This window comes from Ottowia sp. (assembly GCF_035325765.1).
In the GTDB taxonomy this organism is placed as follows: domain Bacteria; phylum Pseudomonadota; class Gammaproteobacteria; order Burkholderiales; family Burkholderiaceae_C; genus Ottowia.
In genome coordinates, this window is the sequence record NZ_DAOKZG010000047.1 from 1 (window position 1) to 26,808 (window position 26,808).

The 26,808-nt window shown below is 69.2% G+C and carries 25 protein-coding genes and 1 pseudogene; 17 read left to right on the forward strand and 9 right to left on the reverse strand.

Features of this window, described 5'->3' with window-relative positions:
- The 5 genes and pseudogenes from PKA16_RS13035 to PKA16_RS13055 form a co-directional block, all read left to right on the forward strand.
- Nucleotides 1–274, forward strand: a pseudogene (locus PKA16_RS13035) (cytochrome c oxidase subunit I); the annotation flags it as partial.
- Nucleotides 275–305: 31 nt separating this feature from the next.
- Nucleotides 306–425 (forward strand): cytochrome oxidase small assembly protein, encoded by a 120-nt coding sequence (locus tag PKA16_RS13040; RefSeq protein WP_324403748.1) that lies wholly within the window; start codon nucleotides 306–308, stop codon nucleotides 423–425.
- Between the two features lie 14 nt (nucleotides 426–439).
- Nucleotides 440–1,042, forward strand: a complete 603-nt coding sequence (locus PKA16_RS13045) for a cytochrome c oxidase assembly protein (RefSeq protein WP_324403750.1) — start codon at nucleotides 440–442, stop codon at nucleotides 1,040–1,042.
- Nucleotides 1,039–1,278: a DUF2970 domain-containing protein gene (locus PKA16_RS13050; RefSeq protein ID WP_324403752.1), complete on the forward strand. Its 240-nt coding sequence runs from the start codon at nucleotides 1,039–1,041 to the stop codon at nucleotides 1,276–1,278. The genes PKA16_RS13045 and PKA16_RS13050 overlap by 4 nt, the downstream gene beginning before the upstream one ends.
- Nucleotides 1,279–1,372: 94 nt before the next feature.
- Nucleotides 1,373–2,254: a cytochrome c oxidase subunit 3 gene (locus PKA16_RS13055; protein WP_324403753.1), complete on the forward strand. Its 882-nt coding sequence runs from the start codon at nucleotides 1,373–1,375 to the stop codon at nucleotides 2,252–2,254.
- A gap of 100 nt (nucleotides 2,255–2,354) precedes the next feature.
- Here the strand turns inward: PKA16_RS13055 and PKA16_RS13060 are convergent, their stop codons facing one another.
- Nucleotides 2,355–2,597 (reverse strand): twin transmembrane helix small protein, encoded by a 243-nt coding sequence (locus PKA16_RS13060; protein WP_324403755.1) that lies wholly within the window; start codon nucleotides 2,595–2,597, stop codon nucleotides 2,355–2,357.
- Between the two features lie 95 nt (nucleotides 2,598–2,692).
- Here PKA16_RS13060 and PKA16_RS13065 point away from each other — a divergent pair, with 95 nt between their 5' ends.
- The 6 genes from PKA16_RS13065 (at nucleotide 2,693) to PKA16_RS13090 (ending at nucleotide 8,322) form a co-directional block, all read left to right on the forward strand.
- Nucleotides 2,693–3,430, forward strand: a complete 738-nt coding sequence (locus tag PKA16_RS13065; protein ID WP_324403757.1) for an SURF1 family protein — start codon at nucleotides 2,693–2,695, stop codon at nucleotides 3,428–3,430.
- Nucleotides 3,411–4,130 (forward strand): hypothetical protein, encoded by a 720-nt coding sequence (locus PKA16_RS13070; RefSeq protein WP_324403759.1) that lies wholly within the window; start codon nucleotides 3,411–3,413, stop codon nucleotides 4,128–4,130. Before PKA16_RS13065 ends, PKA16_RS13070 begins: the two co-directional genes overlap by 20 nt.
- Nucleotides 4,130–5,347 (forward strand): COX15/CtaA family protein, encoded by a 1,218-nt coding sequence (locus tag PKA16_RS13075; protein ID WP_324403761.1) that lies wholly within the window; start codon nucleotides 4,130–4,132, stop codon nucleotides 5,345–5,347. The genes PKA16_RS13070 and PKA16_RS13075 overlap by 1 nt, the downstream gene beginning before the upstream one ends.
- Nucleotides 5,348–5,376: 29 nt before the next feature.
- The gene (gene cyoE / locus PKA16_RS13080) at nucleotides 5,377–6,273 is read left to right on the forward strand and encodes a heme o synthase (RefSeq protein WP_324403791.1); all 897 of its coding nucleotides are present in this window, start codon (nucleotides 5,377–5,379) and stop codon (nucleotides 6,271–6,273) included.
- A 142-nt stretch (nucleotides 6,274–6,415) separates the two neighbouring features.
- Nucleotides 6,416–7,027: an SCO family protein gene (locus tag PKA16_RS13085; protein WP_324403793.1), complete on the forward strand. Its 612-nt coding sequence runs from the start codon at nucleotides 6,416–6,418 to the stop codon at nucleotides 7,025–7,027.
- A 404-nt stretch (nucleotides 7,028–7,431) separates the two neighbouring features.
- Entirely contained in the window at nucleotides 7,432–8,322 is an 891-nt protein-coding gene (locus tag PKA16_RS13090) for a DMT family transporter (protein ID WP_324403763.1), read from the forward strand.
- A gap of 790 nt (nucleotides 8,323–9,112) precedes the next feature.
- Here PKA16_RS13090 and rpoH read toward each other — a convergent pair.
- A complete protein-coding gene (gene rpoH, locus PKA16_RS13095; protein ID WP_324403765.1) occupies nucleotides 9,113–10,057 on the reverse strand; it encodes an RNA polymerase sigma factor RpoH in 945 nt (314 codons plus the stop codon).
- 315 nt (nucleotides 10,058–10,372) lie between these two features.
- The gene (locus PKA16_RS13100) at nucleotides 10,373–11,014 is read right to left on the reverse strand and encodes an EF-hand domain-containing protein (RefSeq protein WP_324403768.1); all 642 of its coding nucleotides are present in this window, start codon (nucleotides 11,012–11,014) and stop codon (nucleotides 10,373–10,375) included.
- Between the two features lie 286 nt (nucleotides 11,015–11,300).
- On the opposite strand from PKA16_RS13100, the gene PKA16_RS13105 reads away from it, so the two are divergent.
- The 6 genes from PKA16_RS13105 (at nucleotide 11,301) to PKA16_RS13130 (ending at nucleotide 18,516) form a co-directional block, all read left to right on the forward strand.
- Nucleotides 11,301–13,259, forward strand: coding sequence for an FMN-binding glutamate synthase family protein (locus PKA16_RS13105; RefSeq protein ID WP_324403769.1), 1,959 nt, complete (start codon nucleotides 11,301–11,303; stop codon nucleotides 13,257–13,259).
- A 182-nt stretch (nucleotides 13,260–13,441) separates the two neighbouring features.
- Complete coding sequence (locus tag PKA16_RS13110) at nucleotides 13,442–14,392, forward strand: hydroxymethylglutaryl-CoA lyase (protein WP_324403794.1); 951 nt, start codon at nucleotides 13,442–13,444, stop codon at nucleotides 14,390–14,392.
- A 59-nt stretch (nucleotides 14,393–14,451) separates the two neighbouring features.
- Entirely contained in the window at nucleotides 14,452–15,591 is a 1,140-nt protein-coding gene (locus PKA16_RS13115; protein ID WP_324403796.1) for a CaiB/BaiF CoA-transferase family protein, read from the forward strand.
- Between the two features lie 46 nt (nucleotides 15,592–15,637).
- On the forward strand, nucleotides 15,638–16,630 hold the full coding sequence (gene dctP / locus PKA16_RS13120) for a TRAP transporter substrate-binding protein DctP (RefSeq protein ID WP_324403771.1): 993 nt from the start codon (nucleotides 15,638–15,640) through the stop codon (nucleotides 16,628–16,630).
- Nucleotides 16,631–16,645: 15 nt separating this feature from the next.
- Entirely contained in the window at nucleotides 16,646–17,227 is a 582-nt protein-coding gene (locus tag PKA16_RS13125) for a TRAP transporter small permease (protein WP_324403774.1), read from the forward strand.
- A complete protein-coding gene (locus PKA16_RS13130) occupies nucleotides 17,224–18,516 on the forward strand; it encodes a TRAP transporter large permease (protein WP_324403776.1) in 1,293 nt (430 codons plus the stop codon). Before PKA16_RS13125 ends, PKA16_RS13130 begins: the two co-directional genes overlap by 4 nt.
- A gap of 243 nt (nucleotides 18,517–18,759) precedes the next feature.
- On the opposite strand, the gene PKA16_RS13135 is transcribed toward PKA16_RS13130, so the two are convergent.
- From PKA16_RS13135 to PKA16_RS13160, 6 genes are all read right to left on the reverse strand, one after another.
- A complete protein-coding gene (locus PKA16_RS13135; protein WP_324403778.1) occupies nucleotides 18,760–19,071 on the reverse strand; it encodes a hypothetical protein in 312 nt (103 codons plus the stop codon).
- A 307-nt stretch (nucleotides 19,072–19,378) separates the two neighbouring features.
- Nucleotides 19,379–19,618: a hypothetical protein gene (locus PKA16_RS13140; RefSeq protein ID WP_324403780.1), complete on the reverse strand. Its 240-nt coding sequence runs from the start codon at nucleotides 19,616–19,618 to the stop codon at nucleotides 19,379–19,381.
- A gap of 127 nt (nucleotides 19,619–19,745) precedes the next feature.
- Nucleotides 19,746–22,187, reverse strand: coding sequence for an immunoglobulin domain-containing protein (locus PKA16_RS13145; protein ID WP_324403782.1), 2,442 nt, complete (start codon nucleotides 22,185–22,187; stop codon nucleotides 19,746–19,748).
- Nucleotides 22,181–22,795: a hypothetical protein gene (locus PKA16_RS13150; RefSeq protein ID WP_324403784.1), complete on the reverse strand. Its 615-nt coding sequence runs from the start codon at nucleotides 22,793–22,795 to the stop codon at nucleotides 22,181–22,183. The genes PKA16_RS13145 and PKA16_RS13150 overlap by 7 nt, the downstream gene beginning before the upstream one ends.
- A gap of 341 nt (nucleotides 22,796–23,136) precedes the next feature.
- Entirely contained in the window at nucleotides 23,137–25,458 is a 2,322-nt protein-coding gene (locus PKA16_RS13155; protein ID WP_324403786.1) for a DEAD/DEAH box helicase family protein, read from the reverse strand.
- Complete coding sequence (locus PKA16_RS13160; RefSeq protein ID WP_324403788.1) at nucleotides 25,455–26,570, reverse strand: protein adenylyltransferase Fic; 1,116 nt, start codon at nucleotides 26,568–26,570, stop codon at nucleotides 25,455–25,457. Before PKA16_RS13160 ends, PKA16_RS13155 begins: the two co-directional genes overlap by 4 nt.
- Nucleotides 26,571–26,808: the final 238 nt, after the last annotated feature.

Consider the following 26,808-nt stretch of genomic DNA (forward strand, 5'->3'; position numbering starts at 1 on the left):
GGCCGGCATGCCGCGCCGCTACGCCGACTACCCGATGCAGTTCGCCGACTTCAACATGATCGCTTCGCTCGGCGCCTTCGCCTTCGGCCTGGCCCAGGTGTATTTCTTCCTCGCCGTGGTGCTGCCGATGATGCGCGGCAAGGGCGAGAAGGCGGCGCAGCGTCCGTGGGACGGTGCCGAGGGCCTGGAATGGGAAGTGCCCTCGCCGGCGCCGTTCCACACCTTCGAGACACCGCCGAAGCTCGACGCCACCGCCACGCGGGTGATCGGCTGAGCGGTCGTTGGCAGCAGGAGTGTCCGCGGTCATGACGCCCGACGAGGAACTGCGCAAGCGCAACGTGCGCCTGGGCCTGACCCTGGCGGCGGTGGCGGTGGCCTTCTTCCTGGCCATCGTCGTGCGTCGCTACTGGTTCGTGCACGGCTGAGAACGAGGTCGGCGATGGGCTTGCGTTCGGAAAACCTCAGGATGGTCGGCAAGCTGGTCGTCGTGGCGGCCGGCATGTTCGCCTTCGGCTACACCCTGATCCCGGTGTACCGGGCGATCTGCGAGGTCACCGGCATCAACATCCTGTCGCGCTCCGAGCGCGAGGTGCCGGGCAACGGCCTGGCGGGCAGCGCCGCGCAGAACCTGGCGAAGAACACCCAGGTCGACCAGAGCCGCACCATCACGGTGCAGTTCGACGCCAACGCGCGTGGCCCCTGGCGCTTCAAGCCGGCGCAGACCTCGATCCAGGTGCACCCGGGCGAACTCGCCACCGTGATGTACGAGTTCCAGAACGCGCAGGACCGGCGCATGACGGCCCAGGCCATCCCCAGCTACGCGCCGCGCCAGGCGGCGCCGCACTTCAACAAGCTGGAGTGCTTCTGCTTCAACCAGTACACGCTCGATCCCGGCGAGAAGCGCGACTGGCCGGTGACCTTCGTGATCGACCCGCGCCTGTCGAAGGACGTGACGACGATCACGCTGTCCTACACCTTCTTCGAGGTCGGCGGCAAGAGCGCGGCGGCGCCGCGGGGCGGCGTGCCGGAGGGTGGTGCATGAGCGGCCCGAAGCCAGGCCCTGGCGCCGTGTCGGCCGAGGCGCGGCCGCCTGCCTCGTGGCTCGGGCTGGCGCGCACGATCGCGTGGGGGCTGTTCGGCGTGCGCAAGGCGAGCGCCCACCAGAGCGACCTGGGTCGCGTCAATCCGCTGCACGTGGTGGCGGCGGCACTGGTCGGGCTGATCGTGCTGGTGGCGCTGCTGGTTGCCGCGGCGCACTGGATGGCGGGCAGCCCTTGAACATTCGGCATGGAGCGAGGCATCGTGGCGCCCTGGGCGCACCCGATGTGGCGAGACGGAACACAACGAGATCAGAAACAGGAGTGATGTTGACATGAGCACCACCGCGCACAGCCAGGCGCCGTACTACTTCGTGCCGCAGCCATCGCGGCATCCGATCATGACGGCCTTTGGCCTGGCGATGATGATCCTGGGCGCCTCGCTGTGGATCAACCAGATCAGCGTCGGTCGCTGGATCCTGCTGTTCGGGCTGCTGTGGTGGCTGAGCGTGCTGTTCGCCTGGTTCCGGGACACCACGCGCGAAAGCGAGGGCGGACTGTACGGGCGCAAGGTCGACGTCTCCTACCGCTGGAGCATGAGCTGGTTCATCTTCTCGGAGGTCATGTTCTTCGGCGCCTTCTTCACGGCGCTGTGGTGGGCGCGCGCGCACTCGGTGCCCGAGCTGGGCGACCTGGAAAACGCCCTCCTGTGGCCCGATTTCAAGGCCGTATGGCCCAGCGTGGCGGCAGGCAACACGGCCTCGCCGGCCGGCACCATCGAGCCGTTCCAGACCATGGGGCCGTTCTGGCTGCCGACCATCAACACCGCGCTGCTGCTGTCCTCGGGCGTGACCCTCACCATCGCGCACCACGCGCTGCAGGCTGGCCACCGCGCGCGCTGCATCGGCTTCATGTGGCTCACGGTTCTGCTGGGCGTCACCTTCCTGTGCGTGCAGGGCTACGAATACGCGCACGCCTATTCCGAGCTCAACCTGACGCTGGGCTCGGGTGTCTACGGCACCACCTTCTTCATGCTGACGGGCTTCCACGGCTTCCACGTGCTGGTGGGCATGCTGATGCTGCTGTTCATCACGCTGCGCCTGATGAGCGGCCATTTCACCGCGCAGCGCCACTTCGGCTTCGAGGGCGCGGCCTGGTACTGGCACTTCGTGGACGTGGTGTGGCTCGGCCTGTACGTGCTGGTCTACTGGTTGTGAGCACGCCGCGGTCGCTCGCCCGCATGTCCCGCCAAGAGCGCCGCCCGGCGCTCTTTTTGCTGGCAGGGCAGGCCGGTGGCGCCCGCGCACCGCGCCGCGCCTACATTTCGGCGCCCAGTCCGGTGGGCTGGATCCAGCCGAGCTTCCAGGCCAGCAGGATGCACAGGAACAGCAGCACCGACAGGCCCACGCGCAGCGCCAGCGAGCGGAACATGCGGTCGGCCCGCCGGCGGTCGCTGTCCTCCTGTCCTTCTTCGTCGCTGCTGCGCATCATGAACACCAGCGCCGACGCCAGGCTCGCGAGGATGCCGACGAATGCGAGCGCGACCAGCCATTGCTTCATGTCCGTCATTATCCGCCCGCGGCCCCAGGCATGATCAGCGTGCCGGGTCGTTCCCTGGGCCCCGGCGCGCGGCACGGCGCGCCGGGGCATGCGCCATGAGCTGGCGCCGCCTGGTCCTGATTGCCGCGGCGCTGGCCGGGATCGTGCTGACCGCGCGCCTGGGCTGGTGGCAGCTGACGCGCGCCGATGAAAAGCTGGCCTGGCAGGCGACGGTGGCCGCGCGCGACCGCTTGCCGCCCCTGGATGGCGCCGCGCTCACGGCCGAGCTGGCCAGCGGCGCGGCCGACGCCATCGTGCAGCGCCGCGTGCGGCTGCAAGGCAGCTGGCTGCCGGCGCAGACGGTGTACCTGGACAATCGCATGATGCGCCACCGCAGCGGCTTCTACGTGCTGACGCCGCTGCGCCTGCGCCCCGGCGGGACGGTGGTGCTGGTGCAGCGCGGCTGGGCCCCGCACGACGCGCGCGACCGCGGCGTGCTGCCCGCGGTCGAGACGCCCGTGGACGAGGTCGCGGTGGCGGGCCGCCTGATCGCGCGTCCACCGCCCACCTTTGCCCTGGGCCAGGAGTCGGCGGGCCCGATCCGGCAGAATCTCGACTTGCAGGCGTATGGTCGGGAAACCGGGCTGGCGCTGGCGCCGCTGGTGGTGCAGGAGCTCGGTGCCGCATCGCACGGCCTCGAGCGCGACTGGCCCGAGCCCGGCAGCGGCGTTGAAACCAATTATGGTTACGCGGTCCAATGGTTCAGCCTGTGCGCATTGATTGCTGGTCTTTTTTTCTGGTTCCAAGTTGTCCGACCTCTCCGTTCATCCCGACATGGCCGCGCCGCGCGCTGAATCCTCCCCGGCGCCCGATGCGCCGCTGAGCCTGACGGTGCATGCCCTGCCCGCACCGGAGGCCGTGGCAGCGGCGGACGCCCGCCGCACCCGGCGCGGCCGCTGGCAGATGCTGCTGCTGGCCCTGGTGTGCCTGGCGCCGGTGGTGGCGTCCTACTACACCTACTACGTGGTGCGGCCCGAGGGGCGGCAGAACTTCGGCACCCTGATCCAGCCGCAGCGCCCGCTGCCCGAGGTGATGGCCCAGGACCTGCAGGGCCAGGCCGTGCCGCTCACCAGCCTGCGGGGCCAGTGGCTGCTGGTCAGCGTGGCGGGCGGCGCCTGCGACGCCGCCTGCGAGAGCAACCTCTACTACCAGCGCCAGTTGCGCGAAGCCATGGGACGCGAGCGCGAGCGCCTGGACCGGATCTGGCTGGTCGATGACGCCGTGCCGGTGCGCGCGGCGCTCGAGCCCGCCCTGCAGGGCGCCACGGTGCTGCGCGTGCCGCAGGCCACGCTGGCGGCCTGGCTCGCCCCGGCGCCGGGCCACGCGCTGTCCGAGCACCTGTACGTGGTCGACCCCATGGGTCACTGGATGATGCGCTTCCCGGCCCGCATGGACACCGCGGCCGCGGCCCGGGCCAAGCGCGACCTGGATCGGCTGCTGCGGGCCGCGTCCGCCTGGGACAACCCGGGTCGCGAGCCGCAGGGAGACCGTTGATGGACAGCGTGGCCCTCTACAACCTGAGCCCGGCGCTGCGGCTGATGGGCATGGGCGTGGTGGTGGCGCTGGGGCCGCTGGCGTGGCTCTGGCTGCGCCATCGCGGCTCCTCGACCGCGCACCGGCTCGGCGCGCTGACGCTGCTGACGCTGTTCCTGACCTTCGACCTGGTGCTGTTCGGGGCCTTCACGCGCCTGACCGACTCGGGCCTGGGCTGCCCCGACTGGCCCGGCTGCTACGGCCACGTCAGTCCGGTCGGCGCGCACGCGCAGATCAGTGCGGAGCAGGCGGCGCTGCCGAGCGGCCCGGTCACGCATGGCAAGGCCTGGGTCGAGATGGTGCACCGCTACCTGGCCACCGGCGTGGGCGTGCTGATCGTGCTGCTGACCATCGTGACCTGGCTGCAGTGGCGCCGCCACCGGCGCGCCGGTGCGGCGGCGCGCGCTGAGCCGGTGGTCGGCCCGGGCTGGCCGCTGGCCACCCTGCTCTGGGTCTGTGCGCAGGGAGCGTTCGGCGCGCTCACCGTGACCATGAAGCTGTTTCCGGCCATCGTCACCGCGCATCTGCTGGGGGGTGTCGGCCTGCTGGTGCTGCTGGTGGTGCAGGCCGAGCGTTACCGCCAGGCGGCCGGCGACAGCCGGGTCGAAGCGGTGAGCCAGCGCACGCGCACGCTGCTGTGGATGGCGAGTGCGCTGGTGCTGCTGCAAATCGCGCTGGGCGGCTGGGTCAGCACCAACTATGCCGTGCTGGCGTGCAACACCTTCCCCATGTGCCAGGGCAGCTGGTGGCCGCCGATGGATTTTGCCCAGGGCTTCGAGCTGTGGCGGCCGCTGGGCCAGCTCGGCGACGGCAGCCTGCTGGACTTCGGCGCGTTGACGGCGATCCACTACACGCACCGACTGTTTGCCTACCTCGTGCTGGCCGTGCTGCTGGCGCTGGTGGCCTGGCTGCACCGCGCTGGCCAGCTCGCGGCCCAGCGCCGCTGGCTGCTGGCGCTGGCGGCGCTGCAGCTGCTGACGGGGCTGTCCAACGTGGTGCTGGACTGGCCGCTGGTGGCGGCCGTGCTGCACACGGGTGGCGCCGCGGCGATGATGTCGGTGCTGACCTGGGCCTTGTGCGCCAGCCGTGCGGGCACGCAGGACGCCCCTGACCGAGCGCGTGCGGGCAGACCCGCGGCGCATGTCCCATCGCGCGCCGCAGGGAGGATGGTGCAGTGAACGCGCAGACCGAAGCATCCGTCAACCCGGTGGGGGTGGCGGCCAGCCGTCCGGCCCTGCCGGTGTGGCGCCAGTATTACGAACTGACCAAGCCGCGCGTGGTGCAGCTGATCGTGTTCTGCGCCCTGATCGGCGCCGTGCTGGCGGTGCCCGGCGTGCCGACGCTGGCCGAGCTGCTGCGCATCGGCGTGGCCAGCCTGGGCATCTGGCTGGTGGCGGCGGCGGCGGCGGCGTTCAACTGCCTGATCGAGAAGACCATCGACGTGCACATGAAGCGCACGGCCTGGCGACCGACGGCGCGCGGCCAGCTGTCGGACCTGCAGGCGCTGCTGTTCTCCTCCGCGCTGTGCATCCTGGGCTCGGTGATCCTGCTGGTCTGGATCAACCCGCTGACGATGTGGCTCACCTTCGCCACCTTCGTCGGCTACGCCATTGTCTACACCGTCATCCTGAAGCCGCTGACGCCGCAGAACATCGTGATCGGTGGTGCCTCGGGCGCCATGCCGCCGGTGCTGGGCTGGGCTGCCATGCGCGGCGAGGTCGGGCCCGAGGCGCTGATCCTGTTCCTCATCATCTTCATCTGGACGCCGCCGCATTTCTGGGCGCTGGCCCTGTACCGCGTCGAGGACTACCGCAAGAGCGGCCTGCCCATGCTGCCGGTGACGCACGGCAACGCATTCACGCGCCTGCAGGTGCTGCTCTACACCTTCATCCTGCTGGCGGCCTGCCTGCTGCCCTTCGTGTACGGCATGAGCGGCTGGTTCTACCTGGTGGCGGCGGTGCTGCTGAACGCCGGCTTCATCGGCTACGCGTTCAGGCTGTGGCGCCACTATTCGGACCCGCTCGCGCGCAAGACCTTCCGTTACTCGATCCTGCACCTGTCGCTGCTGTTCGCGGCGCTGCTGATCGACCACTACTTGAGGTGAAATCCCCTGTGTCGCTGGGTCTTCGGACAGGGACATCCCGGCCATGGGCGCCCGCCCGTGGCCTGCTCCGCGGCCCTCGGAGCCGCGCCGTTTCGTGCGTTGCGGGCGACGCAGCGCATCCTGGGAAATCGAGATGAAGCGTATGTTGCAGTCCCGTCGTCGCACGCTCGGGCACATCGCGGCCGGCGCCCTGCTGGCCGCCGGCCTGGCCGCCTGCTCGGCCGAGAAGAAGGCGCGGTTCCACAGCGTGGACATCTCCGGCGTCGATTACGCCGGCGACTTCTCGCTGGTCGACTTCAATGGCCAGCCGCGCACGCTGCAGGACTTCAAGGGCAAGGCTGTGGTGGTCTTCTTCGGCTACACGCATTGCCCCGACGTCTGCCCGACCACGATGGCCGAACTGGCCCAGGTCAAGCAGCTGCTGGGCGAAGACGGCGCGCGGCTGCAGGTGCTGTTCATCAGCGTCGACCCCGCGCGCGACACGCCCGAGGTGCTGAAGGCCTACATGGGCGCCTTCGATCCGAGCTTTCTCGCCCTGTACACCGATTCGCCCGAGAAGCTCGAGACCCTGGCCCGGGACTTCAAGATCTACTACAAGCGCGTCGACGGCCAGGTGCCGGGCAGCTATTCGATGGACCATTCGGCCGCCAGCTACGCCTACGATCCACAGGGGCGGCTGCGCCTGTTCATGCGCTACGGCATGCCGCCCAAGGACGTGGCGGACGACCTGCGCCAGCTCCTGAACGGCGCCTGAGATCGGACCCCTGGCTTCACTCCCTGTGCGATGTCGCGTCTCCCCCCTCGAGCACCGCTCAGCCGCCCGAAGGGGCGAAGGCCTCTTGCGGGGGCAGCGCGGCGTGGAGGGCGTGGTGTCGGGGCGCAGCCTGGGGCCAGGGAGGCCGCGATCGCAGCCGGCCGCTGGCGTGACCTGCGCCGCGGGCGGCGCGAAGCGCGGTGGAGCGACTGATGCGAATTCGCTTTCACGATGACAGATGAGCAATGACTTTGCTGTGCTTCGATGACCCAGCAGTCATTCGTCATGCCGACGGCGGCCGGCGTCGTCTTCTGGAACACGAAGCGGCATGAAGCGCGCGCGGTCGCGCGGGCTGTAGCGCCCGCATCCGGGCTTCACCCGCCGCGGGTGCAGGAGCGTCGAAGGTGCGCCTCGCCGCCCTGACCACCATCTCGATGCTGGCCTTTGCCGCCAACTCGGTGCTGGCGCGGCTGGCGCTGGGCGGCGGCCACATCGATCCGCTGGCCTACAGCGGCATCCGGCTCGGTGCGGGCGCCTGCGTGCTCGCCGCGATTGCCCTGTGGCGGGCGCGTCGCGCCGGCGCGGGACGCGCGTCCGGCCTGCCGCAGGCCTGGCTGGGCGGCAGCCGGGCCGGGGCGCTGTCCCTGCTGCTGTATGCCGTCAGCTTCTCGATCGCCTATGGGATGGTGGCCACCGGCCCGGGGGCGTTGATCCTGTTTGCCAGCGTGCAGTTCAGCATGCTGGCCTGGGCCGTGCTGCGCGGCGACCGCCCGGCGCGGCTCGAGTGGCTGGGTATCGGCGTCGCCCTTGCCGCGCTGGTCTACCTGGTCTCGCCTGGCCTGGTGGCGCCGCCCCTGGCCGGCGCGGCCCTGATGGCGGTGGCGGGCGCCGCCTGGGGCGCGTACAGCCTGATCGGGCGCGGTTCGCGCGCGCCGCTGTCGGATTCAGCGGGCAATTTCCTGCGCTGCGCGCCCGTGGGCGTCTTGCTCATCGGGTTCGGCGCGTGGCGCGCCCCGCCGGGGCTGCAAGGCGTGATCCTGGCGCTGGCATCCGGGGCGCTGGCGTCCGGGCTGGGCTACATCGTCTGGTACAGCGCCCTGCCTGGCCTGTCGCGTGCGCAGGCGGCCCTGGTGCAACTCACGGTGCCGGCCCTCGCGGCCGCGGGCGGCATCGTGTTCATCGGCGAGGCACTCACACCGCGGCTGGTGATCGCCACCGTGGGCATCACCGGCGGGGTGGCGCTCGCCCTGCTGGCGTCGCAACGGCGCGCGCCACGCAGGCGTGCTGGACCCTGAACCCGGATCCGGCAGTCGACCGCTTGCAAACGTCCAGGACTCCGCATGGACATTGAGCTTCTCGCCCCTGGCGATGCTCACCGGCGCTGGATGAGCGCGCCATGTGTCCGCCAGCGCCGCCGCGACCGCGCCATGCGGCGTTGCTCCGTCTCGCGCACAGCAGTGCGGCCAGAGGCCGCACCCGTTCGCGCCGTCCAGGGGCGCGCGGGCGGCTTTGGGGCCGCGGCACCTACCCTTGCCTGACGCGCCCCACAGCAGCACTCAACCTGGAAACGGCAGTTGACCGCTCGCAAAGTTTTTCAAACCCGCATGGCCATGGACGTTGGTGGCTTCTCTCCCGTTCACCCCGTGGGTGAGCACGCTACTCGCCCGCCAGCACCACTCTCACCGTGCCATGAGTCGTTGATCGTCCTTGCAGGCACGAGCCTGCCGCGTCCTCTCCCTTGCAGGGCGCGCCCCGGCCAGAGGCCAGGGCCGTTCGCGCCGTCCAAAGGCGCGCAGGCGCCTGTGGAGCCGCGGCGCTCACCCTCGCCTGCCGCGCCGAATGCGGCACTGGCGGACGCGTCCAACTGCCTCTCCAGGCTGACGGGCGCATCAAACTGCCGGATCCGGGGCAGCGCTGGGCAGGCTGGGCGCGCGCTGCGCGTCCCTGCCTGGAGCAGTCTCCGGCGTTGCCCGGGTTTGAACATCGGTCCGGGCCCGGACCATCGGACGGCCGCGCCTCTGTGCTTCGGGCCAGGCAGCAAGAACCCCGCGCGCAGGCGGGGTGGTGGGATCGGCGCTGCGCCGATCAGGCGTATTCGACCAGGGCGGCCTTCATCTTCTTCATGGCCGCCGCCTCGATCTGGCGGATACGCTCGGCGCTGACGCCGTATTCCGCGGCCAGTTCGTGCAGCGTCATGGCGCCGCTGCCATCGTCGTTCACGTTCAGCCAGCGCTCGGTGACGATGCGGCGGCTGCGCTCGTCCAGCGTCCGCAGGGCGCTGGCAATGCCTTCGGTGGCCAGCACGTCGCGCTCCGTCGATTCCAGCATCGCGGTCGGCTCGTCGCGCTCGTCCGACAGGTAGGCGATCGGACCAAAGGCCTGCCCGTCGTCGCCGTCCACCGGCGTCGGATCGAGCAGCACGTCACCCCCGGCCAGGCGCGTCTCCATCTCGCGCACCTCGTGCGGCTTGACGTTGAGCTCGCGCGCCACGGTCTCGACCTGCTCCTCGGTCAGCGCATCGCGATGGGTGATGTCCTCCGCAGCGTCCTCGGTCTTGAAATCGCGCTTCATCGAGCGCAGGTTGAAGAACAGCTTGCGCTGCGCCTTGGTGGTCGCGACCTTGACCAGGCGCCAGTTCTTCAGGATGTATTCGTGGATCTCGGCCTTGATCCAGTGCAGCGCGTAGCTCACCAGGCGCACGCCCTGGTCGGGATCGAAGCGCTTGACCGCCTTCATCAGGCCCACGTTGCCTTCCTGGATCAGGTCCGCGTGCGGCAACCCGTAGCCCAGGTACTGGCGCGACACCGACACCACCAGCCGCAGGTGCGACAACACCAGGCGGCTTGCAGCGTCCAGGCTGCCTTCGTCGCGCAGCTCGCGCGCGTTGCGCTGTTCTTCTTCCTGCGTCAGCATGGGCAGGCGATTGACGGCCGTGATGTAGGCGTCCAGGTTGCCGAGCGGCGGCACCATCGCCCAAGGATTGGCCAGGGCCACGCTGGTCGTGGAAGTGCGCTGTTCCTTATGGGTCATGGTCAATGTCCTTTCCTTCTGCTCAAGTATTTTAGCACTCTCTTCGATAGAGTGCTAACGCTGGAGTTCAGTCCAGCGGCAGGGTCATGGGACGGGTGAACCTGCCCCCGTCTTGCGGACAGGCGCCGCCGGCTGACGGATTCTGCTGCGTGGCGTTTGTACCTGCAAGGAGCCCCGCGCGTGAGGAGCCCCGCGCGTGCGACGGCGGCCGGGAGTACGGACGAAATGCGATGGCGCGTCGTGGCGCCCCACGGTGACGAAGCGGCGGGATGCCAGAGGTGGGGCGGGGCCGCCCTCTGGGGTGGGGCAGGTGGCTCAGCGGGCGGGCGCGCGGGCACGCGACGCCTGGTAGGCATCGAACTCGGACCGACTGACCTTGCCGTCCTTGTTCGCGTCCATGTCCGCGAACGATCCCGCGTTTTCCAGGTTGCGCATCGGCCGGCCTTCCTGCAGGCGTCCGCTGATGCGGCCACTGCGCGCGGCGTGGAACTCGGGTTCGGTGATGACACCGTCGCCATTGAGGTCGAAGTCGGCAAATGCCGGGCGGTCCATGCCGGCTCCGGGCGCACCCGCGCCCATGCCAGCTCCCATGCCGGCGCGGGGCGCCCGGTTCGCACCCGGGCCAATGGCACCGCGGCGCGGTGCCGGGCGCGTCGCGTGCGCCGCGTCGAACTCCTCGCGCGTGATCTGTCCGTCACCGTCGCGATCCATCTGCTGGAAGGTCAGGGACATGGCGGCACGCCGGCTTGCCTGCCCGACCTGGTTGGCGGCGCGGCGTTCGGCGCGCACGGCGTTGAATTCGGCCTCGCTGATCGTCCCATTGCCATCGCGGTCGTAGTCGGCAAAGGTGGCCGGCGCAATGCCGCGCGCGGTCGCCGCGCCGCCGCGCGGCTGGGCTTGCGCAGCGAGACAGGTGCAGGCAGCGAGCAGGGTCAGGCCAAGGGTGAACATCTTCATGGCAGGCTTCTTTCGCAAACGGGTGCTTTGACCCGGGAACCTCGCCTTTTACTCCGTGCGGCGGCAAGCTGCAAGCGCCGATGGCTGCGGGATGCCGGGCGCAATGGCCAGGATGGCACGGTGCAGTGGCCGCGGCGGTGCTTGCGGACACCGTCTGGCGCGGCGTGGGATTGACGGTCGGGTGAGCCATTTGCGAGCAGAGGGCGCTAAGATGCTGCAATGGCTAGGTGCCGGCGCGTGGCGCGCTGCGCCGACAGGCCGTCCCCAGTGGAGTCCCACGATGCGAATGCGTGAGTCCTTCAACCAAACCATCCGCTTCAGCACGCTGGCGATCTGCCTCCTGGGCTTGCTGCTGAGCCTGGCCTGGATGGCCGTGTTCGGGCGTGGCTGGGGCGGGACGGCCGTGTTCCTGCTGTTCGCGGCGCTGCTGCTGATCGGGGTCTACGACCTCAACCAGACGCGCCACGCGGTGCTGCGCAACTACCCGATCCTGGGTCACGTGCGCTACGCGCTGGAGTTCATCCGGCCCGAGATTCGCCAGTACTTCATCGAGGGCGATATCGAGCCCGGCGAGCCGTTCACGCGCGCCCAGCGCAGCGTGGTCTATCAGCGCTCCAAGGGCGTGCCCGACGTGCGCCCGTTCGGCACCAAGCTGGACGTGGGCGCCAACGGCTACGAGTGGATCAACCATTCGCTGCAGACCACCCACATCGAGTCGCACGATTTCCGCATCTGGATCGGTGGCCAGCCGGGTGTGCCGCGCGAGGGCGTTTCGCCCTGCACCCAGCCCTACAACGCCAGCGTGTTCAACATCTCGGCGATGAGCTTTGGCGCGCTGGGGGCCCACGCCATCATGGCGCTCAACCTGGGCGCCAAGATGGACGGCTTCGCGCACGACACGGGCGAGGGCGGGATCAGCCGCTACCACCGCAAGCACGGCGGCGACCTGATCTGGGAGATCGGCTCGGGCTACTTCGGCTGCCGCAACGACGACGGCAGCTTCAGCCCCGAGCGCTTTGCCCGGCAGGCCGTCGATCCCCAGGTCAAGATGATCGAGATCAAGATCAGCCAGGGGGCCAAGCCCGGCCATGGCGGCATGCTGCCGGGCGCCAAGGTGACGCCCGAGATCGCCGAGGCGCGCGGCATCCCGGTGGGCCAGGACTGCGTCTCGCCGTCGGCGCACAGCGCGTTCTCGACGCCGGTCGAGCTGATGCACTTCATCGTCCAGCTGCGCGAGCTCTCGGGCGGCAAGCCGGTCGGCTTCAAGCTGTGCATCGGCCACATCTGGGAATGGTTCGCCATTGTCAAGGCGATGCTCGAGACCGACATCACGCCCGACTACATCGTGGTCGACGGCGCCGAGGGCGGCACCGGCGCGGCGCCGATCGAGTTCGCCGACCACATGGGCTCGCCGGTGCAGGAAGGGCTGAACCTGGTCAGCAACACGCTGATCGGCGTCAACCTGCGCCATCGGATCAAGATCGGCGCGGCCGGCAAGGTGATCAACTCCTTCGACCTGGCGCGCATGTTCGCCCTGGGCGCCGACTGGTGCAACTCGGGGCGCGGCTTCATGATGGCGCTGGGCTGCATCCAGGCCCAGGTCTGCCACACCGGCTACTGCCCCACCGGCATCACGACGCAGGACCCGGTGCGCCAGCGCGCGCTGGTGGTGGCGGACAAGGCCCCGCGCGTGGCGCAGTATCACGCCAACACCCTGCACGCGCTCAAGGAGCTGCTGCAGGCGGCCGGCCTGACGCACCCGGACCAGCTCTACACCCACCACATCGTGCGACGCGTCGACGCCACGCGCGTGCGCCTGCTGTCGGCCATGATGCCGACCATGCGCTTTGGCGCCCTCCTGGACGACCTGGATCGCCAGCACAACGTCTATCGCCTCTATTGGCCGCTGGCCGACGCCCACAGCTTCGCGCCGCGGCCGCCCACCGCCGAGGAACTGGCGGCCAGCCCCGGCATCCGTCCCACCATTGCGGGCCGCCCGGCATCGGCGGTGCAGATCGCCGAGGAACTGTCGCGCCGGCGTGCGCCCGTCCCGGAGCCGGTGAGCCGGCTGGTGCCCGAGCAGGCCAAGGCCTATCCTGATCCGCCGGGATCGCCGTCGCAGGTGCCGCCGAGCTGGACCGAGTCGCACGGCGGCGAGGACCAGACCTCCGAGCTGGGCAGCGTGGCGATGGTGCTGGACGCCGAGGCGGAGGACGTGCCGCGCGGGCCGAGCGATCCGGGCTGAGCCTGGGCCCCGGCGTTCAAGGCCGGAGGCTTCGTGCAATCTTGCACGACCCATCGCACGGTGAGGGTGGGGTACGGGCGCGTCGGCCCGACGCGGGGCTTGTCCGCGGCCCGATTGGCCCACAGCGCGTGTGGGGTTGGGTCACAGATGTTTAGACTGGTACCGTGACCGAGCCGAAGCACATGGATTCCGAGAGCAAGCTGCCTGGGCGCGTGGTGGTCCGGGAGGTGGGCTTGCGCGACGGCCTGCAGTCGATCGCGCGCACCCTGCCCACCGCCGACAAACGCAGCTGGCTGCGCGCCGCGCATGCCGTCGGCCTGCGCGAGGTCGAGGTCGGCTCCTTCGTGCCAGCGCGCTACCTGCCGCAGCTGGCCGACACGGCCGAACTGGTGGCCTTTGCCCGCACCCTGCCGGACCTGTGCGTGTCGGTGCTGGTGCCCAATCTGCGCGGTGCCGAGGCGGCACTGGCCAGCGGCGCGCACGCCATGATCGTGCCGCTGTCGGCCAGCGCCGCGCACAGCCAGGCCAACCTGCGCAAGACGCCGGACGCGGTGGTGGCCGAGATCGGACGCATGCGCGCGCTGCGCGACGCCAGCGGCAGCACGACGCTGCTGGAGGGCGGCATCTCGACGGCCTTCGGTTGCACGCTGCAGGGCGCCGTCGCGCCGGCCGAGGTGCTGCGGCTGGTGCAGGCCTTGCTCGACGTCGGGGTGGATCGCATCAGCCTGGCCGACACAGTCGGCTATGCCGACCCGCTCGCCGTGCGGCGCCTGTTCGCGCAGGTGCGCGAGCTGGCGGGCGACCGGCTGTGGGCGGCGCATTTCCATGACACGCGCGGCCTGGGCCTGGCCAACGTCTTTGCCGCGCTGCAGGAGGGGGTGGCGCGCTTCGACGCCAGCCTCGGCGGCATCGGCGGCTGCCCGCACGCGCCCGGCGCCAGCGGCAACGTCGCCACCGAAGACCTGGCCTGGCTGCTGCGCAGCATGGGCATCGACACCGGGCTCGACCTGCCGGCGCTGCTGGCCCTGCGCGCGCAGCTGGTGCGCTGGCTGCCGGACGAGCCGCTGCACGGCGCGCTCTGGCGCGCCGGCCTGCCGCGCACGCTGGCGCCGCAGCCGGAGGTGCCGGCTTGACGGCCGCCGAGCCCGCCGCGCTCCCGCTGGCCGGGCTGCGCGTGGTCGAGTTCACGCACATGGTGATGGGGCCCACCTGCGGCATGATCCTGGCCGACCTCGGCGCCGAGGTGATTAAGGTCGAACCCGCCGGCGGCGACCGCACGCGCACCCTGCTGGGCGCTGGCACGGGCTTCTTCCCGATGTTCAACCGCGGCAAGAAGAGCATCGCCATCAATCTGCACGCGCCGGATGGCGCCGCCCTCGCGCGCCGGATGGCCGAGCGCGCCGACGTGGTGGTCGAGAACTTCAAGCCCGGGGCGATGGAGAAATACGGCCTCGACTGGGGCAGCCTGTCGGCACGCCATCCGCGCTTGATCTACGTGAGCTGCAAGGGCTTCCTGCCGGGGCCCTACGAGCATCGCACGGCGCTGGACGAGGTGGTGCAGATGATGGGCGGCCTGGCCTACATGACCGGCCGGCCGGGTGATCCGCTGCGCGTGGGCAGCAGCGTGAACGACATCATGGGCGGCATGTTCGGCGCCATCGGCACGCTCGGTGCGCTGGTGCAGCGCGGCATCACCGGGCGCGGCCAGCTGGTGCGCAGTGCGCTGTTCGAGAACAACGTGTTCCTGGTGGGCCAGCATATGCTGCAGTACGCCATCACCGGGCGCGCCGCCGCGCCCATGCCCGAGCGCATTTCGCCCTGGGCCGTGTACGACGTGTTCACGGTGGCGGGGGGCGAGCAGATCTTCCTGGCGGCCGTGAGCGACGCGCAGTGGCGCAGCTTCTGCGACGTGCTCGGCTTCGCGGACCTGCGGGACGATCCGCGCTATGTCGACAACAACGCGCGGGTGCGCGAGCGCGCGACCCTGATTCCGTTGCTGCGCGAACGCCTGGCCGGGCGCGATGCCGCCGAGCTGGCGGCCTTGTTCGAGCGGGCCGGGCTGCCGTTCGCGCCCATCCGCAAGCCCGAGCAGCTCTACGACGACCCGCACCTGAAGGCGACCGGCGCGCTTACCGACCTGCGGCTCACCGACGGCGCGCGTGCTGGCGAGCAGGTGCCGTCGGTGCTGCTGCCCTTCACGCTGGGCGAGCAGCGGCTGGGCGCGGGCGCGCAGCCGCCGGCGCTGGGCCAGCACACCGACGCCCTGCTGGCCGGCCTGGGGCTGGACCCCGGGCAAATCCAGGATTTACGCGCGCGCCACGTGGTTGCATGATGGCGGGCCTGTGCCGGGCACTTGAAGGCATTTCAACGGAGGAGCCATGTCGATCTTGAAGAAATTCCTGGCCGCGCTCGCGGCGGCCACGCTGGGCCTGGGGGCGGCGCACGCGGCCGACTACACCCTGCGCATCAGCCACCAGTTTCCCCCCTCGCACCACAGCGCCCAGCGCCTGCAGCAATTCGCCAGCGACGTGGCGGCGGCCACCCATGGCAAGGTCGAGGTGCAGCTGTTCGGCGCCGCGCAGCTGTTCAAGCCGCAGCAGCACAACGCCGCGGTGGCCAGCGGCCAGGTCGAGGGCGCGCTGATCCTGTCGATCCAGTGGGGCAACGCGCTGCCCGGCATGGCCGTGACGCAGATCCCGTTCCTGGTCAGTTCGCCCCAGGCGCAGCGCACCTTCATCAAGTCCGAGGCGGCGCGCCTGCTGGACGCCGAGATGCTGAAGAAGGGCGTGCGCAACATCGGCTGGATCGTCGACACCAACGACCTGATCTTCACGTCGTCCAACCACCTGCTGGATGCGCCCGACAAGTTCAAGGGCGTCAAGATCCGCGGCCTGAACAAGCTGTTCGACGCCGGCCTGGTGGCGATGGGGGCGATCCCGGTGGCGATGCCCGGCTCGGAAACCTACCAGTCGCTGCAGACCGGCATCATCGACGCCGCGCTCACCGGCGTGCAGGCCGCCAACTCGCGCAAGTTCTACGAGGTGCAGAAATACGGCGCCGCGGCCGCCATGTTCCTGGTGTTCGACAACCTGGTGGTCAACCCCGCCTGGTGGGACAGCCTGCCGGCCGACCTGCGCGCCGCCATCCAGCAGGCGGCCGACAAGGCCGTGCAGTCGTCCGTCATCACGCACGCCGAGGTGAACCCCGAGGACATCAGGGTGCTGAACGACAAGGGCATGCAGGCGGTGGCGCTCACCCCGGCGCAGATGGACGCGCTCAAGCAGGTGATGCAGCCCGCGGTGCGCAAGGCGTTCCTCGACTCGGCCGGCCCGCTCGGCCAGCAACTGCTCGACGCCGTCGCGGGCATGTAGGCGCGGCGTCGGCTCGTGACCGTGCAGACCGGCACGCCGGGCGTGCCTCCACCCGGGCACGGCCTGCTGCGCGCGTATTCCACCGTCGTGGCGTGGCTGTGCCGCGCGGCGCTGGCCCTGGCGGCGCTGCTGGTGATCACCGACTTGGTGTTGATCGGCATCGGCGTCGTGCTGCGCTACGTGTTTTCGCGTGCGCTGCCCGGCGGTGACGAGATCGTCGCCGGCACGCTGACGGCGCTGGTGATGCTGGCCGCGCCCGAGGTGCTGCGCCGCGGCGAGCACATCGGCGTCGACGTGCTGACCAACGCCCTGGGCCCGCGCCCGGCGCGCTGGGCCGGCATGTGGGCGAACTTCACGGTGTTGCTGGTGGCCGTGCTGCTGGTGATCAACGGCTGGCAGGCGATGGCGCTGTCGCGCATGATCGGCGCGCTCACCCAGGGCAACCTGGAGCTGCCGATCTGGGTGCTGCAGCTGTTCCTGCCGCTGGGCGGCACGCTGCTGGCGCTGGTCGCGCTCGAGCGCCTGTGGCGCCAGCTGGCGGGCCTGGCCGTGCCGGATGGCGAGGCAGCGCACGGCGCCGGAGGGGAGGGCGCATGACCATCGCCCTGATCCTGGTCACGCTGCTGTTGCTGCTGCTGACCGGCCTGCCCATCTTTGCCGGCCTGGCGCTCTATGGCGGCGGCCTGCTGCTGGCAGTGCAGGGCACCCTGGGCTCGGTGGCCGGCATCATCTTCGGCGAGCTGAACGAATACCTGCTGGTGGCGATCCCGCTGTTCGCGTTCATGGCCTACCTGATGATCCGCGGCAAGGTGGTCGACGACCTCTACGACGCCGCCTACACCTTCACCCGCCACTGGCCCGGCGGGCTGGCGGTCGCCACCATCCTGGCGTGCACCGTGTTCGCCGCCATCTCCGGCTCCAGCGTGGCGACCGCGCTCACCATCGGCGCGGTCGCCATTCCGCAGATGCTGCGCTACGGCTACGACAGGCGCGTGGCCTACGGCGTGGTGGCGGCCGGCGGCACGCTGGGCATCCTGATCCCGCCTTCGGGGCCGATGATCCTGTACGGCGTCATCACCGACAGCTCGATCGGCAAGCTGTTCATCGCCGGCATCGTGCCCGGCCTGATCATGTCGGCGGTGTTCATGGCCTGGGCAGTACTGCGCTCGGCCACCGGCACCCAGCAGGCCCGGCGGGACGCGCCGGCCAGCGCGCGCGAGAAGTGGCTGGCCCTGCGCAAGGCGGGCTGGTCGCTGGCGCTGCCGGTCTGCGTGCTGCTGGGCATGTACCTGGGCGTGTTCACCGCCACCGAGGCGGCCGCGGTGGGCACCTGGATGGCGCTGCTGGTGACGGTGGTGATCTACCGCACGGTGGGCTGGCGCGAGATCTGGACCAGCGCGCTGGACGCCTGTCGCCTGTCGTCGATGCTCTACATGATCCTGGCGGGCGCGACGGTGTTCAGCCACGTGCTGACCAAGCTGCGCATTCCGCAGCAGATTGTCGAGTCGCTCACCAGCGTCAACCTGGGTGCGCTCGGCTTCATCGTCATCATGATGCTGCTGATCCTGCTGCTGGGCATGTTCCTCGAGACCATCTCCATCATCCTGGTCACCACGCCCATCATCCTGCCGGCGCTGCACCACCTGGACATCGATCCGATCTGGTATGGCGTGCTGCTGGTCATCAACCTCGAGGTGGCGCTGATCACCCCGCCGGTGGGCATGAACCTGTTCACCATCAAGGCCATCACCGGCAGCACGCTGGCGCCCATCATCCGCGGCGCGCTGCCCTATGTGGCGCTGATGTTGGTGGTGCTGGCGCTGATCCTGTGGTGGCCCGATCTGGCGCTGTGGCTGCCGCGCACCATGGTGCAGAACGCCGGTTGATGCCGAGTCGCTTTCGGACGTATGACGAAATGACGCCGGCTGACGCCGGCATGACAGATGACCAGACGAGTCATTAGTCATTTTGGAAGCGAAGCCGTGCGAGCCGGCCCGAGCCATCGTCACGGGGCTTGGCACGAGCGGCAATCCACCGCCAGTCCCTGAATGCAGAACACCCCGGCTGCAGGCTTGCAGCCGGGGTGTCCCGGGGCGCGTGGGCGTCATGCCCTCGCGCGTGTCGATCGATCAGGCGTTCTCGCCGCTGGCCACGCGGAAGCCGTGGGCGATCGCGTCACGCGTGTCCTGGCGCACTTCGGCGCGGGTGACGGCGCTGGCGGCCTGCTTGACCTCGGCGTGGTTGCTGAACTCGTCGCTGGCCGGCAGGTGACGGGTGGCGTCGGCCCGCACTTCGGCGCGCTGCAGCGAGCTGCTCACGACCGGCTGGTCGTTGAAGAAGGGGCCTTCGCCCGAAGCGGGCATCACGGTGGCGGCAAAGGCGTTGCCGGAGAGCAGCAGGGCGGCGCCGAGGGCGGCGATGGAAGCGTTGAACTTGGTCATGGTGTTTCTCCTTGTGGGCGAAAGTTTCAATGAAGGGCGGGTCTGCCCGGTTTTTTGTCGCTGGCCGCCGGGGTTGTTCGTGGCCTGCGATGGAATGAAGTATCGGGTTTCGGCGCGGTTGGAAAAACCCGTCCTGGCAAAAAACATTGTTTCCGAATTCGAGACAATTGATGGGTGGCGGCCGCGCGCTACCGCAGGACGCGGTCGTAGACCCGCTTCGCGGGCGACCTGGATGTAGACGCCGCGGTGGATGACAGCGTGTGGGCCCCAGCGCCGGCCGGCGCTGGTTCTTGCATCGGGGCGCGAGTCAGTGGCAGTCGACCGCCTCCACCGGGTCCCTCCCCCGCAACCAGGTCAGCGCGAATCTGTCGGTGGTGCGCAGTGCGGCCAGTGCGGCGCTGACCTGAACGCCGCCCGAATCTCGGATGACCTGCTCCTGCCCGGACCAGCTCCCGTCTGCCGCCATCTTGTTGACGTGGATGGCGTCGAGGGTGCTGAGGCCCTCCTGCTGGCTCGACGCGACGAGGGCGCTGCCATTGGGAGCCAAGGCAGGCTGGGCTCGTCCACCATGCCCTTGGGATGGTTCAGTTCGACCGCCGGCTGCTGCAGGCTGTGCGCGCCGTGTCGTGCGTGGATGGACCTGGCGCGCTGCTTCACTCCGGTGATCCGCGGCGTCACGGACACTGTATCGCCCAGGTTCCGTTGCCATCCTGCCCCCATGTCGCCGCGAAAGCACCATTGGTGTTGACCGCCACGCGCGTGCCGTAGGCGTTGTGGGTCTGCGTGTCAAAGCTCGTGACGTGCTCCGCCACCTGCCACTGGTTCGGTGGGGTGAAGCGGTTGATGTAGACGCCGAATTGGTCAGGCTCCGATTGCTGCGACACCACAATCGCGGTGCCGCTGGGGCTCATGGCGAGGTAGGGATACTCCCAGTGGCCAGTCTGGTTTGCGCTGCTCAGGACAGTCGGGGGGCCGGACCATCCGCCTGCTGCATGCGTCCTGGCGTAAATGCGATCGCGATCTTCGGTGTAATGACTCCAGATCGCCACCGTGACACCGTCGTCGGTGATCGCGACCTGGGGCGTGCTGGAGAGCGAAAAGATGCGATTCGGGTCCGCATCGAGTGTCTCGGTGCCGAGCCACCCGCTGCCCGGTTCGTAGCGGGCGATGTAGACCGGATTGGGAGCAGGTGCGCCCGACCAGACGACAGCGGCCTGGCCGGCGCTGTTCATCGCCAGTTGGTAGTCGTCGGAGGCGCCTCCCGCTTCGTTCTCGATTTTCACGGGCACGCTCCAGGTGTTCGTGTCGCGGGCGTAGCGGCTCGCGTAAAGATGGTTGTCGCCGTCGGGCGGTTGACGCCAGACGGCCATGGCATTGCCGCTGGCATCCATCGCGACCCTGGGATTGCGCGCGGGGCTCACCGTGCTGACTTGCGTTGCGGACGAGGACCACGCGCCACCCGCAAAGCGCTTGGCGTAGACGGTTTCCGTTTGACCGCCGGTGCTCCAGACCACCATCGCTTCTCCGTTGGGTGCCAGTGCGAGGTCTTCGCCACCTGACTTGTTGTTTCCAGACAGCTCCGACGACACGGCCCAGTCGCCGCTCGCCTGGTCGTAGCGTGCGATGCTGACGCCGCCCAGCGCGTGGTGCCACGCGGCCCAGACGTTGCCGGCTGCGTCGAGCCGCACCGGCACCGATGCGAGATCTCCCGCCTCGTTGAGCGGCGCGACCCGTGCGGCTGCGCTCCAGCCAGTACCGGGCGTGAAGCGGCTGGCGAACATGTACCAACCCCCGTTCGGGGTGTCTTCCCATTCGGACCACACCGCCATCGCGCGGCCCGACGCATCGATGACCACCGGGGCATAGAAGCTCGCCGAACCCGTGCGTGCGTCGATCTGCGTCGGCCCGATACAGACCGGGGCCGTCACGGTCAATCTGGCGGGATTGCTGGTGACGCTGCCGGAGTCGTTGCTCACGACGACGTGGAACGTGGCCCCGTTGTCCGTATCCCCCACGTTGGGGAACGTGAGCGTCGCGCCATTGGCCCCTGAAATCGGCTGGCCGTCGCGATACCACTGGTAGGAGAGCGGGGCCGTGCCCGAGGCCTCGACCGTGAAACTGGCGCTGCTGCCCGCGGGCACGCTCTGGTCGGCGGGTTGGTGGACGATGCCGGGCGCCACCGCCTGGGGCTGGACCGTGACCGTCGCGGAGTTGCTGTCGGACTGCCCCGCCGCGTTGGTCGCCCGAGCATAGAACCGGGCGCCGGAATCCGCGAGCTGCAGTGCCGCCGTCGTGTAGTGGCACTCGGTTGCTCCCGCTGCGCCGGGAGGGCATGGCGTTCCCACCGCCATGTCGCCCGGGTTGCCGACGCGGTACCACTGCACGGCGGGTGCGGGCTGGCCGGCGACCGTCACGTCGAACGAGGCCGTCTGACCCGCCACGATGGAGGTGGACACCGGCTGCAGCGTGAAGCTCGGCGCCACGGGCGCGGTGTAGACGGTCAGCAGCGCAAGGTTGCTCTCCACGCAGGGGCTGGAGGCGCCCGCCGCGCACACGCGCACGCGGTAGCGCGCGCCGTTGTCGGCCGCAGTGGTCGCGGGCGTGACGAGGCTGGCCGCGCGCTCGCCCGTCAGGTCCACGAAGGTGGACGACCCCGGTGCTGCCCGCTGCCACTGGTAGCGCAGCCCGCTGCCGCCGGCCGTCACGCTGAAGCTCGCGCTTGTGCCTGCCAGCACTGACTGGTTCGCCGGCTGCTGGCCGATGGTGGGTGCCGTGCCGGGGTTGACGGCCTTGAGCAACAGCTTGGTGCTGTAGACCCATGACGTGGGCCTGAAGCACAGACAGGCCGGGTAGAAGGCGTTGAACTCGTACGAGGCATAAGCCGCAATGGTCACGCGCTGCCCGCCGGGCGCCAGGGCGCCGGTGTAGTCGGACGGGTCGATGATGTCCCCGGCGACGAGGGAGTACGTGTTCTGGTTGACCTGCAGGTCCTTGACCAGCCCGGCCGGCTTCTGGGACGTGACGAGCAACTCGATCCTGTCGGTGCGGCTGGTGCCGGACGGGCGCAGCCAGTCCAGTTGCACGACGACCGGGGTGGGCTCGGTGATCGTCAGCATCGGTGCAGGGTGCCCAGGTTGCTGCGCAATATCGCCACCGGGTTGCCGCCGGCATCGCGCAGCTGCAGCTGCAGCGTGTGGCCCGAGGGGCAACTGGCGATCGGGTCCCAGCCGGGAACGCTGTAGTCGCCTGCGACATAGCACTCGCCCACGGCGTAGTAGGAGAAGCCGAAGCTGTCGGCTGCCGCCAGGCCGCCGTCGACGTCGGTGGGCAGCACCTCCCAGTGGTCGGCGCCGGGCTGGGTGCGGATGATGACGGGCGCGGTATCCGAGTGCCGGTCGCCGGCGTTGAAGGGAATCAGGATGCGCGCGGGCGACTCGAAGTCGCCGCCGTGCGGCGTCACCTGGTAGATCGGGGTGAGCAGGCGCAGGCCGCCGACCTCGGGCGTGTCGCTGCTGTTGCGCGCCACGCGCACCGTGGTGTCCTGCGTGAAGGTGCCTTCGGGCACGATGACCTTCACGCCGTCGGGCCCGGTCACTGCGCCGCCGGCGGCGCCGATGGTGGGCGGGGGCGCTGGATCATCGCTGCCGCCGCAGGCCACCAACGCCAATGCCAGGCAGGCCGTGGCCAGCCAGGCCATGGCGCTCTTGCTGCGTCTTGTCGTCATCGTGACCTCCTCCGCAGGCGCCCGCCCGGGTTCGGGCAGGACACTCATGTGCAACATTAAGTTGCTTCAGGCGAGATCACCAGTGCCGAAAGTCATGCTGTGGATATCACCAGCCGTCGGGTCGGGGTCCGGCGATTGCCGCGGCGAGGGGTGGTCGCGCGCCCTGCCCGATGCCGGACGGGGATGCGCCGCCGTCAGCCGGCCGCGCCGGCGCGCTGCAGGTTGAGTGCCAGTTGAATGCCAGCACGGATAGGCACCAGCACAGTGGCTGCAATGTCACGTTTTTTCCGGGTCCCCATCCGTTCGTTTCCGATAGGCGCAGGGGGACTGCGACCTCCGGCTCAGGGTGCGTAAAGGTACTGCTGGAACCCCACGAACGCCTGCCGTATCTGCTCGGCACTGCCGAGGTCTGCAATAGCGTCGTTGATGGCACCGTACCGCAGCCTGAGCAGGGGTGCGAGCTTTTCTTCACTCAGCTCGTCCACGCCCTGCTTCACGTACTGGGCGAGCACGAAATCAATGAACGCCTGCTGTCGATCGCCCAACTGTTGCTGCGCCTTCTCCATCGCCCTGCGTGCGCGCTCCTGACGGGTTTGCGGCGCACTGGCAAACGCCACGTAGGCCAGCACATCGAACAGGTCGCTGTTCTGTGCCTCGATCAGCCTCTGCATCTCCGCCAGCGGCCCGGCATCGAAGCCCTTGCTCTCCAGTCCCTGCAGCAGTTTCTTGCGCGTGGCCGGGTCGCTCCACAGGGTGCGCAGCTGGTCTTCGTCCTTGAAGAACTCGGGCAGCGCGCCAAACAGGCTTTCCAGAAACTGCGCGGCTGACATCGGCTTGCCGTCGGCGCTCCAGAAGGTGGTGGCCGCCATGCTCTGGATGCGCCGCGCCTTGCCGTCGGCCAGCTTCACCACCAGCATGGGTTGGCGCGGCTCGGGTTCGCTGACGATGGGCGGTGGAACAGGCTCGTGCGGCGGGTAGGGTTGCGGTGCAGGTCGCGGCGTGCGCGGCTCCGGGGCGATGGGTTCGCCGTCCCACTCCGGGTCGCTGAAGTGGTGGTAGGCCTTCACGAAGTCGTAGAGGGTGAAGTAGTCCTTGCCGTCGTACAGCCGCGTGCCCCGTCCGACGATCTGCTTGAACTCGATCATCGAGTTCACCGGCCGCATCAGCACGATATTGCGCACGTTGCGCGCATCCACCCCGGTGGAGAGCTTTTGCGAGGTGGTCAGGATGGTCGGGATGGTCTTTTCGTTGTCCTGGAACTCGCGCAGCCATTGCTCCCCGAGCGCACCATCGTTGGCGGTGACGCGTACGCAGTAGTCGGGGTCGGTGCTGGTCTTGACCTGGTTGATCAGGTCGCGCACGGCCAGCGCGTGGTCCTGGGTGGCGCAAAACACCAGCGTTTTCTCGCGCTGGTCGATCTGCTGCATGAACAGCTTGACGCGATAGAGCTCGCGCTCCCTGATCTCGATAGCGCGGTTGAAGTCCTTTTCTTCATAGCGCCTGCCCTGTTCGACCTCGCCGGCCACCACCTTGTCATCGGGCGTATAGACGTAGTCGTCCAGCGTGGTGGCAATCTGCACCACCTTGAAGGGCGTGAGGAAACCGTCGTTGATGCCTTCCTTGAGCGAGTACACGTACACCGGCTCGCCAAAGTAGGCGTAGGTGTCGGCGTTGGCACTGCGCCTGGGCGTGGCCGTCAGCCCCAGTTGCACGGCGGGGGCGAAATATTCCAGGATGGCGCGCCAGCTGCTCTCGTCATTGGCACCGCCCCGGTGGCATTCATCGACGATGATGAAGTCGAAGAAATCCGGCGGGTAGTCGCCAAAGTACGGCGTCTCCCCCGGCCCGCTCATGAAGGTCTGGAAGATGGTGAAGAAGATGCTGCCGTTCTTGGGCACGCGCCCCTTGCGGCGGATCTCGTCGGGCGCGATGCGCACCAGCGCATCCTCGGCAAAGGCCGAGAAGGCGTTGTAGGCCTGGTCGGCCAGGATGTTGCGGTCGGCCAGGAACAGGATGCGCGGGCGGCGCGCGGGCTCCGCGCCGCTTTTCCAGTCGTGCAGGTTCCAGCGGCTGTGAAACAGCTTCCACGCGATCTGGAAGGCGATGAAGGTCTTGCCCGTGCCGGTGGCCAGCGTCAGCAGGATGCGCTCGCGCCCATCGGCCATGGCCTGCAGCACGCGCCGGATCGCGACGTCCTGGTAGTAGCGCCCCTGCCAGGTGCCGCCCTTGTCCTCGAACGGCACGGCGGCAAAGCGGTCGCGCCAGGCGTTGGCCACGGCAAAGGTGCGCGCCCACAGCGCGTCCGGGCCGGGGAACGCCGCCACATCCTCCTCGGCGCCGCTTTGCATGTCGATGCCGTAGATGGCCTGCCCGTTGGTGGCGTAGGCAAAGCGCAGCCCCAGGCGCGCCGCGTAGCCCTTGGCCTGCGCCACGCCCTCGGTGTGCGGCTTGTCCCAGGCTTTCGCCTCCACCACCGCCAGCGGCGTGTTGCGGTACACCAGCACGTAGTCGGCCACCTCGGCCCGCGCACGCCGCGCGCCGCCCTGCAATCGCCCCAGCGTGATGCCGTGCTCGCGCAGCACGCGGCTGCCCTCCACCGCGCCCCAGCCGGCAGCCCTGAGCTGCGGGTCAATGTGCTCGGCTCGGGTTTCGGCTTCGTTCATGGGGCGTCAAGGTAGGGTGTGATGGTGTTGTCATCACGGGTCAAGAGCTGCATCAGCTTGGGGTGGATGAACAGCTTCTCGCGCCCGACGGGCTGCTCTTGCAACACCCCGATCTCCACCAGCTGCCGCAGGTGCCGGGCCGCCGCCTGGCGCCCTGCCAGCCCTTGCTCCACCAGATTTTGAATGCGGCAGTAGGGCAGGGCAAAAATCAGCTCCACCAACTCGCGGCTGTAGATTTTGGGCGCGGCACGGCGGATGTGCGCAATCGTCAGCGCCGATAGCTCGCGCATGGCGGCAATCTTGGCGACCGTCCATCGTGCGGTTTCTTCCATGCCGCGCAGCATGAACAACAGCCACGGCTGCCACGCCTGCTCGCGCGTCACGGCCAGCAGCAGGCGGTAGTAGTCGGCCTTGTGGGCAATGATGTAGCGGCTCAAATACAGAATCGGCAGGCCCAGCAAATCCTCCTGGATCAGGAACAGGCTGTTCAGCACCCGCCCCGTGCGGCCATTGCCATCGGCAAACGGGTGAATCGCCTCAAACTGGTAATGCCCCACCGCCATGCGGATCAGCGGGTCGATGTCCCGCGCCTCGTGCAGGTACCGCTCCCAATTGGCCAGCTTGCCGCGCAGCACATCCTCGCCCACGGGCGGGGTGTAAATCACCTGCCCGGTCTGCTCGTTCGCCAGCGCCGTGCCGCCCACCTTGCGCACGCGCATCTCGGTGCCCTTGATGCGTGAGCAAACCTGCTCTGCCGTGCGGGTGGTCAGGGGCAGATGCTGGAGGCTCTCGAACCCCTCCATCAGCGCCGCGCTGTAGCGCAAGGCCTCGCGCGTGGCTGCGTCAGCGCCATCGCCCCCGTGCCGGTACTGGAACAGCCGGTCCGTGGTGGTGACGATGTTTTCAATCTCCGAACTGGCCTGCGCTTCCAGCAGAGGCAGGGTATTGATCAGCACCGCCGGGTTGGGAATCAGGGCCGCCGCCTGCTTGAGCTCGGCCAGCGCTGCGCGTGCCGCGATGCATTGCTTGAGCACCGCATGCGTCTCCACCTCTGCGGCGGGTGGCAGCGGGGGCAAGTCGTTGAAGGGCTGCTCTGGATGCCAGGCGGACATGGTTCATTTTTTGAGTTTTTGCGACACGTCTGCATGATATGTCGCCGGCGGCGACACGTCCAGAGAACATGTCGCATTTCTTGATTCTTTGCGACATGTCCGGCTTTGCAGCGCTTCGCCCACGCTGCCTGCACGCTCAGGCCATGGCTGCCACTTGCCGGTCGGCGGCCTTGGCGGTCAGTTGGCCGGTGAAGGCCTGGTGCAGGAGGGATTTTTTGAGTTCGTCGAGGGCAGTTAG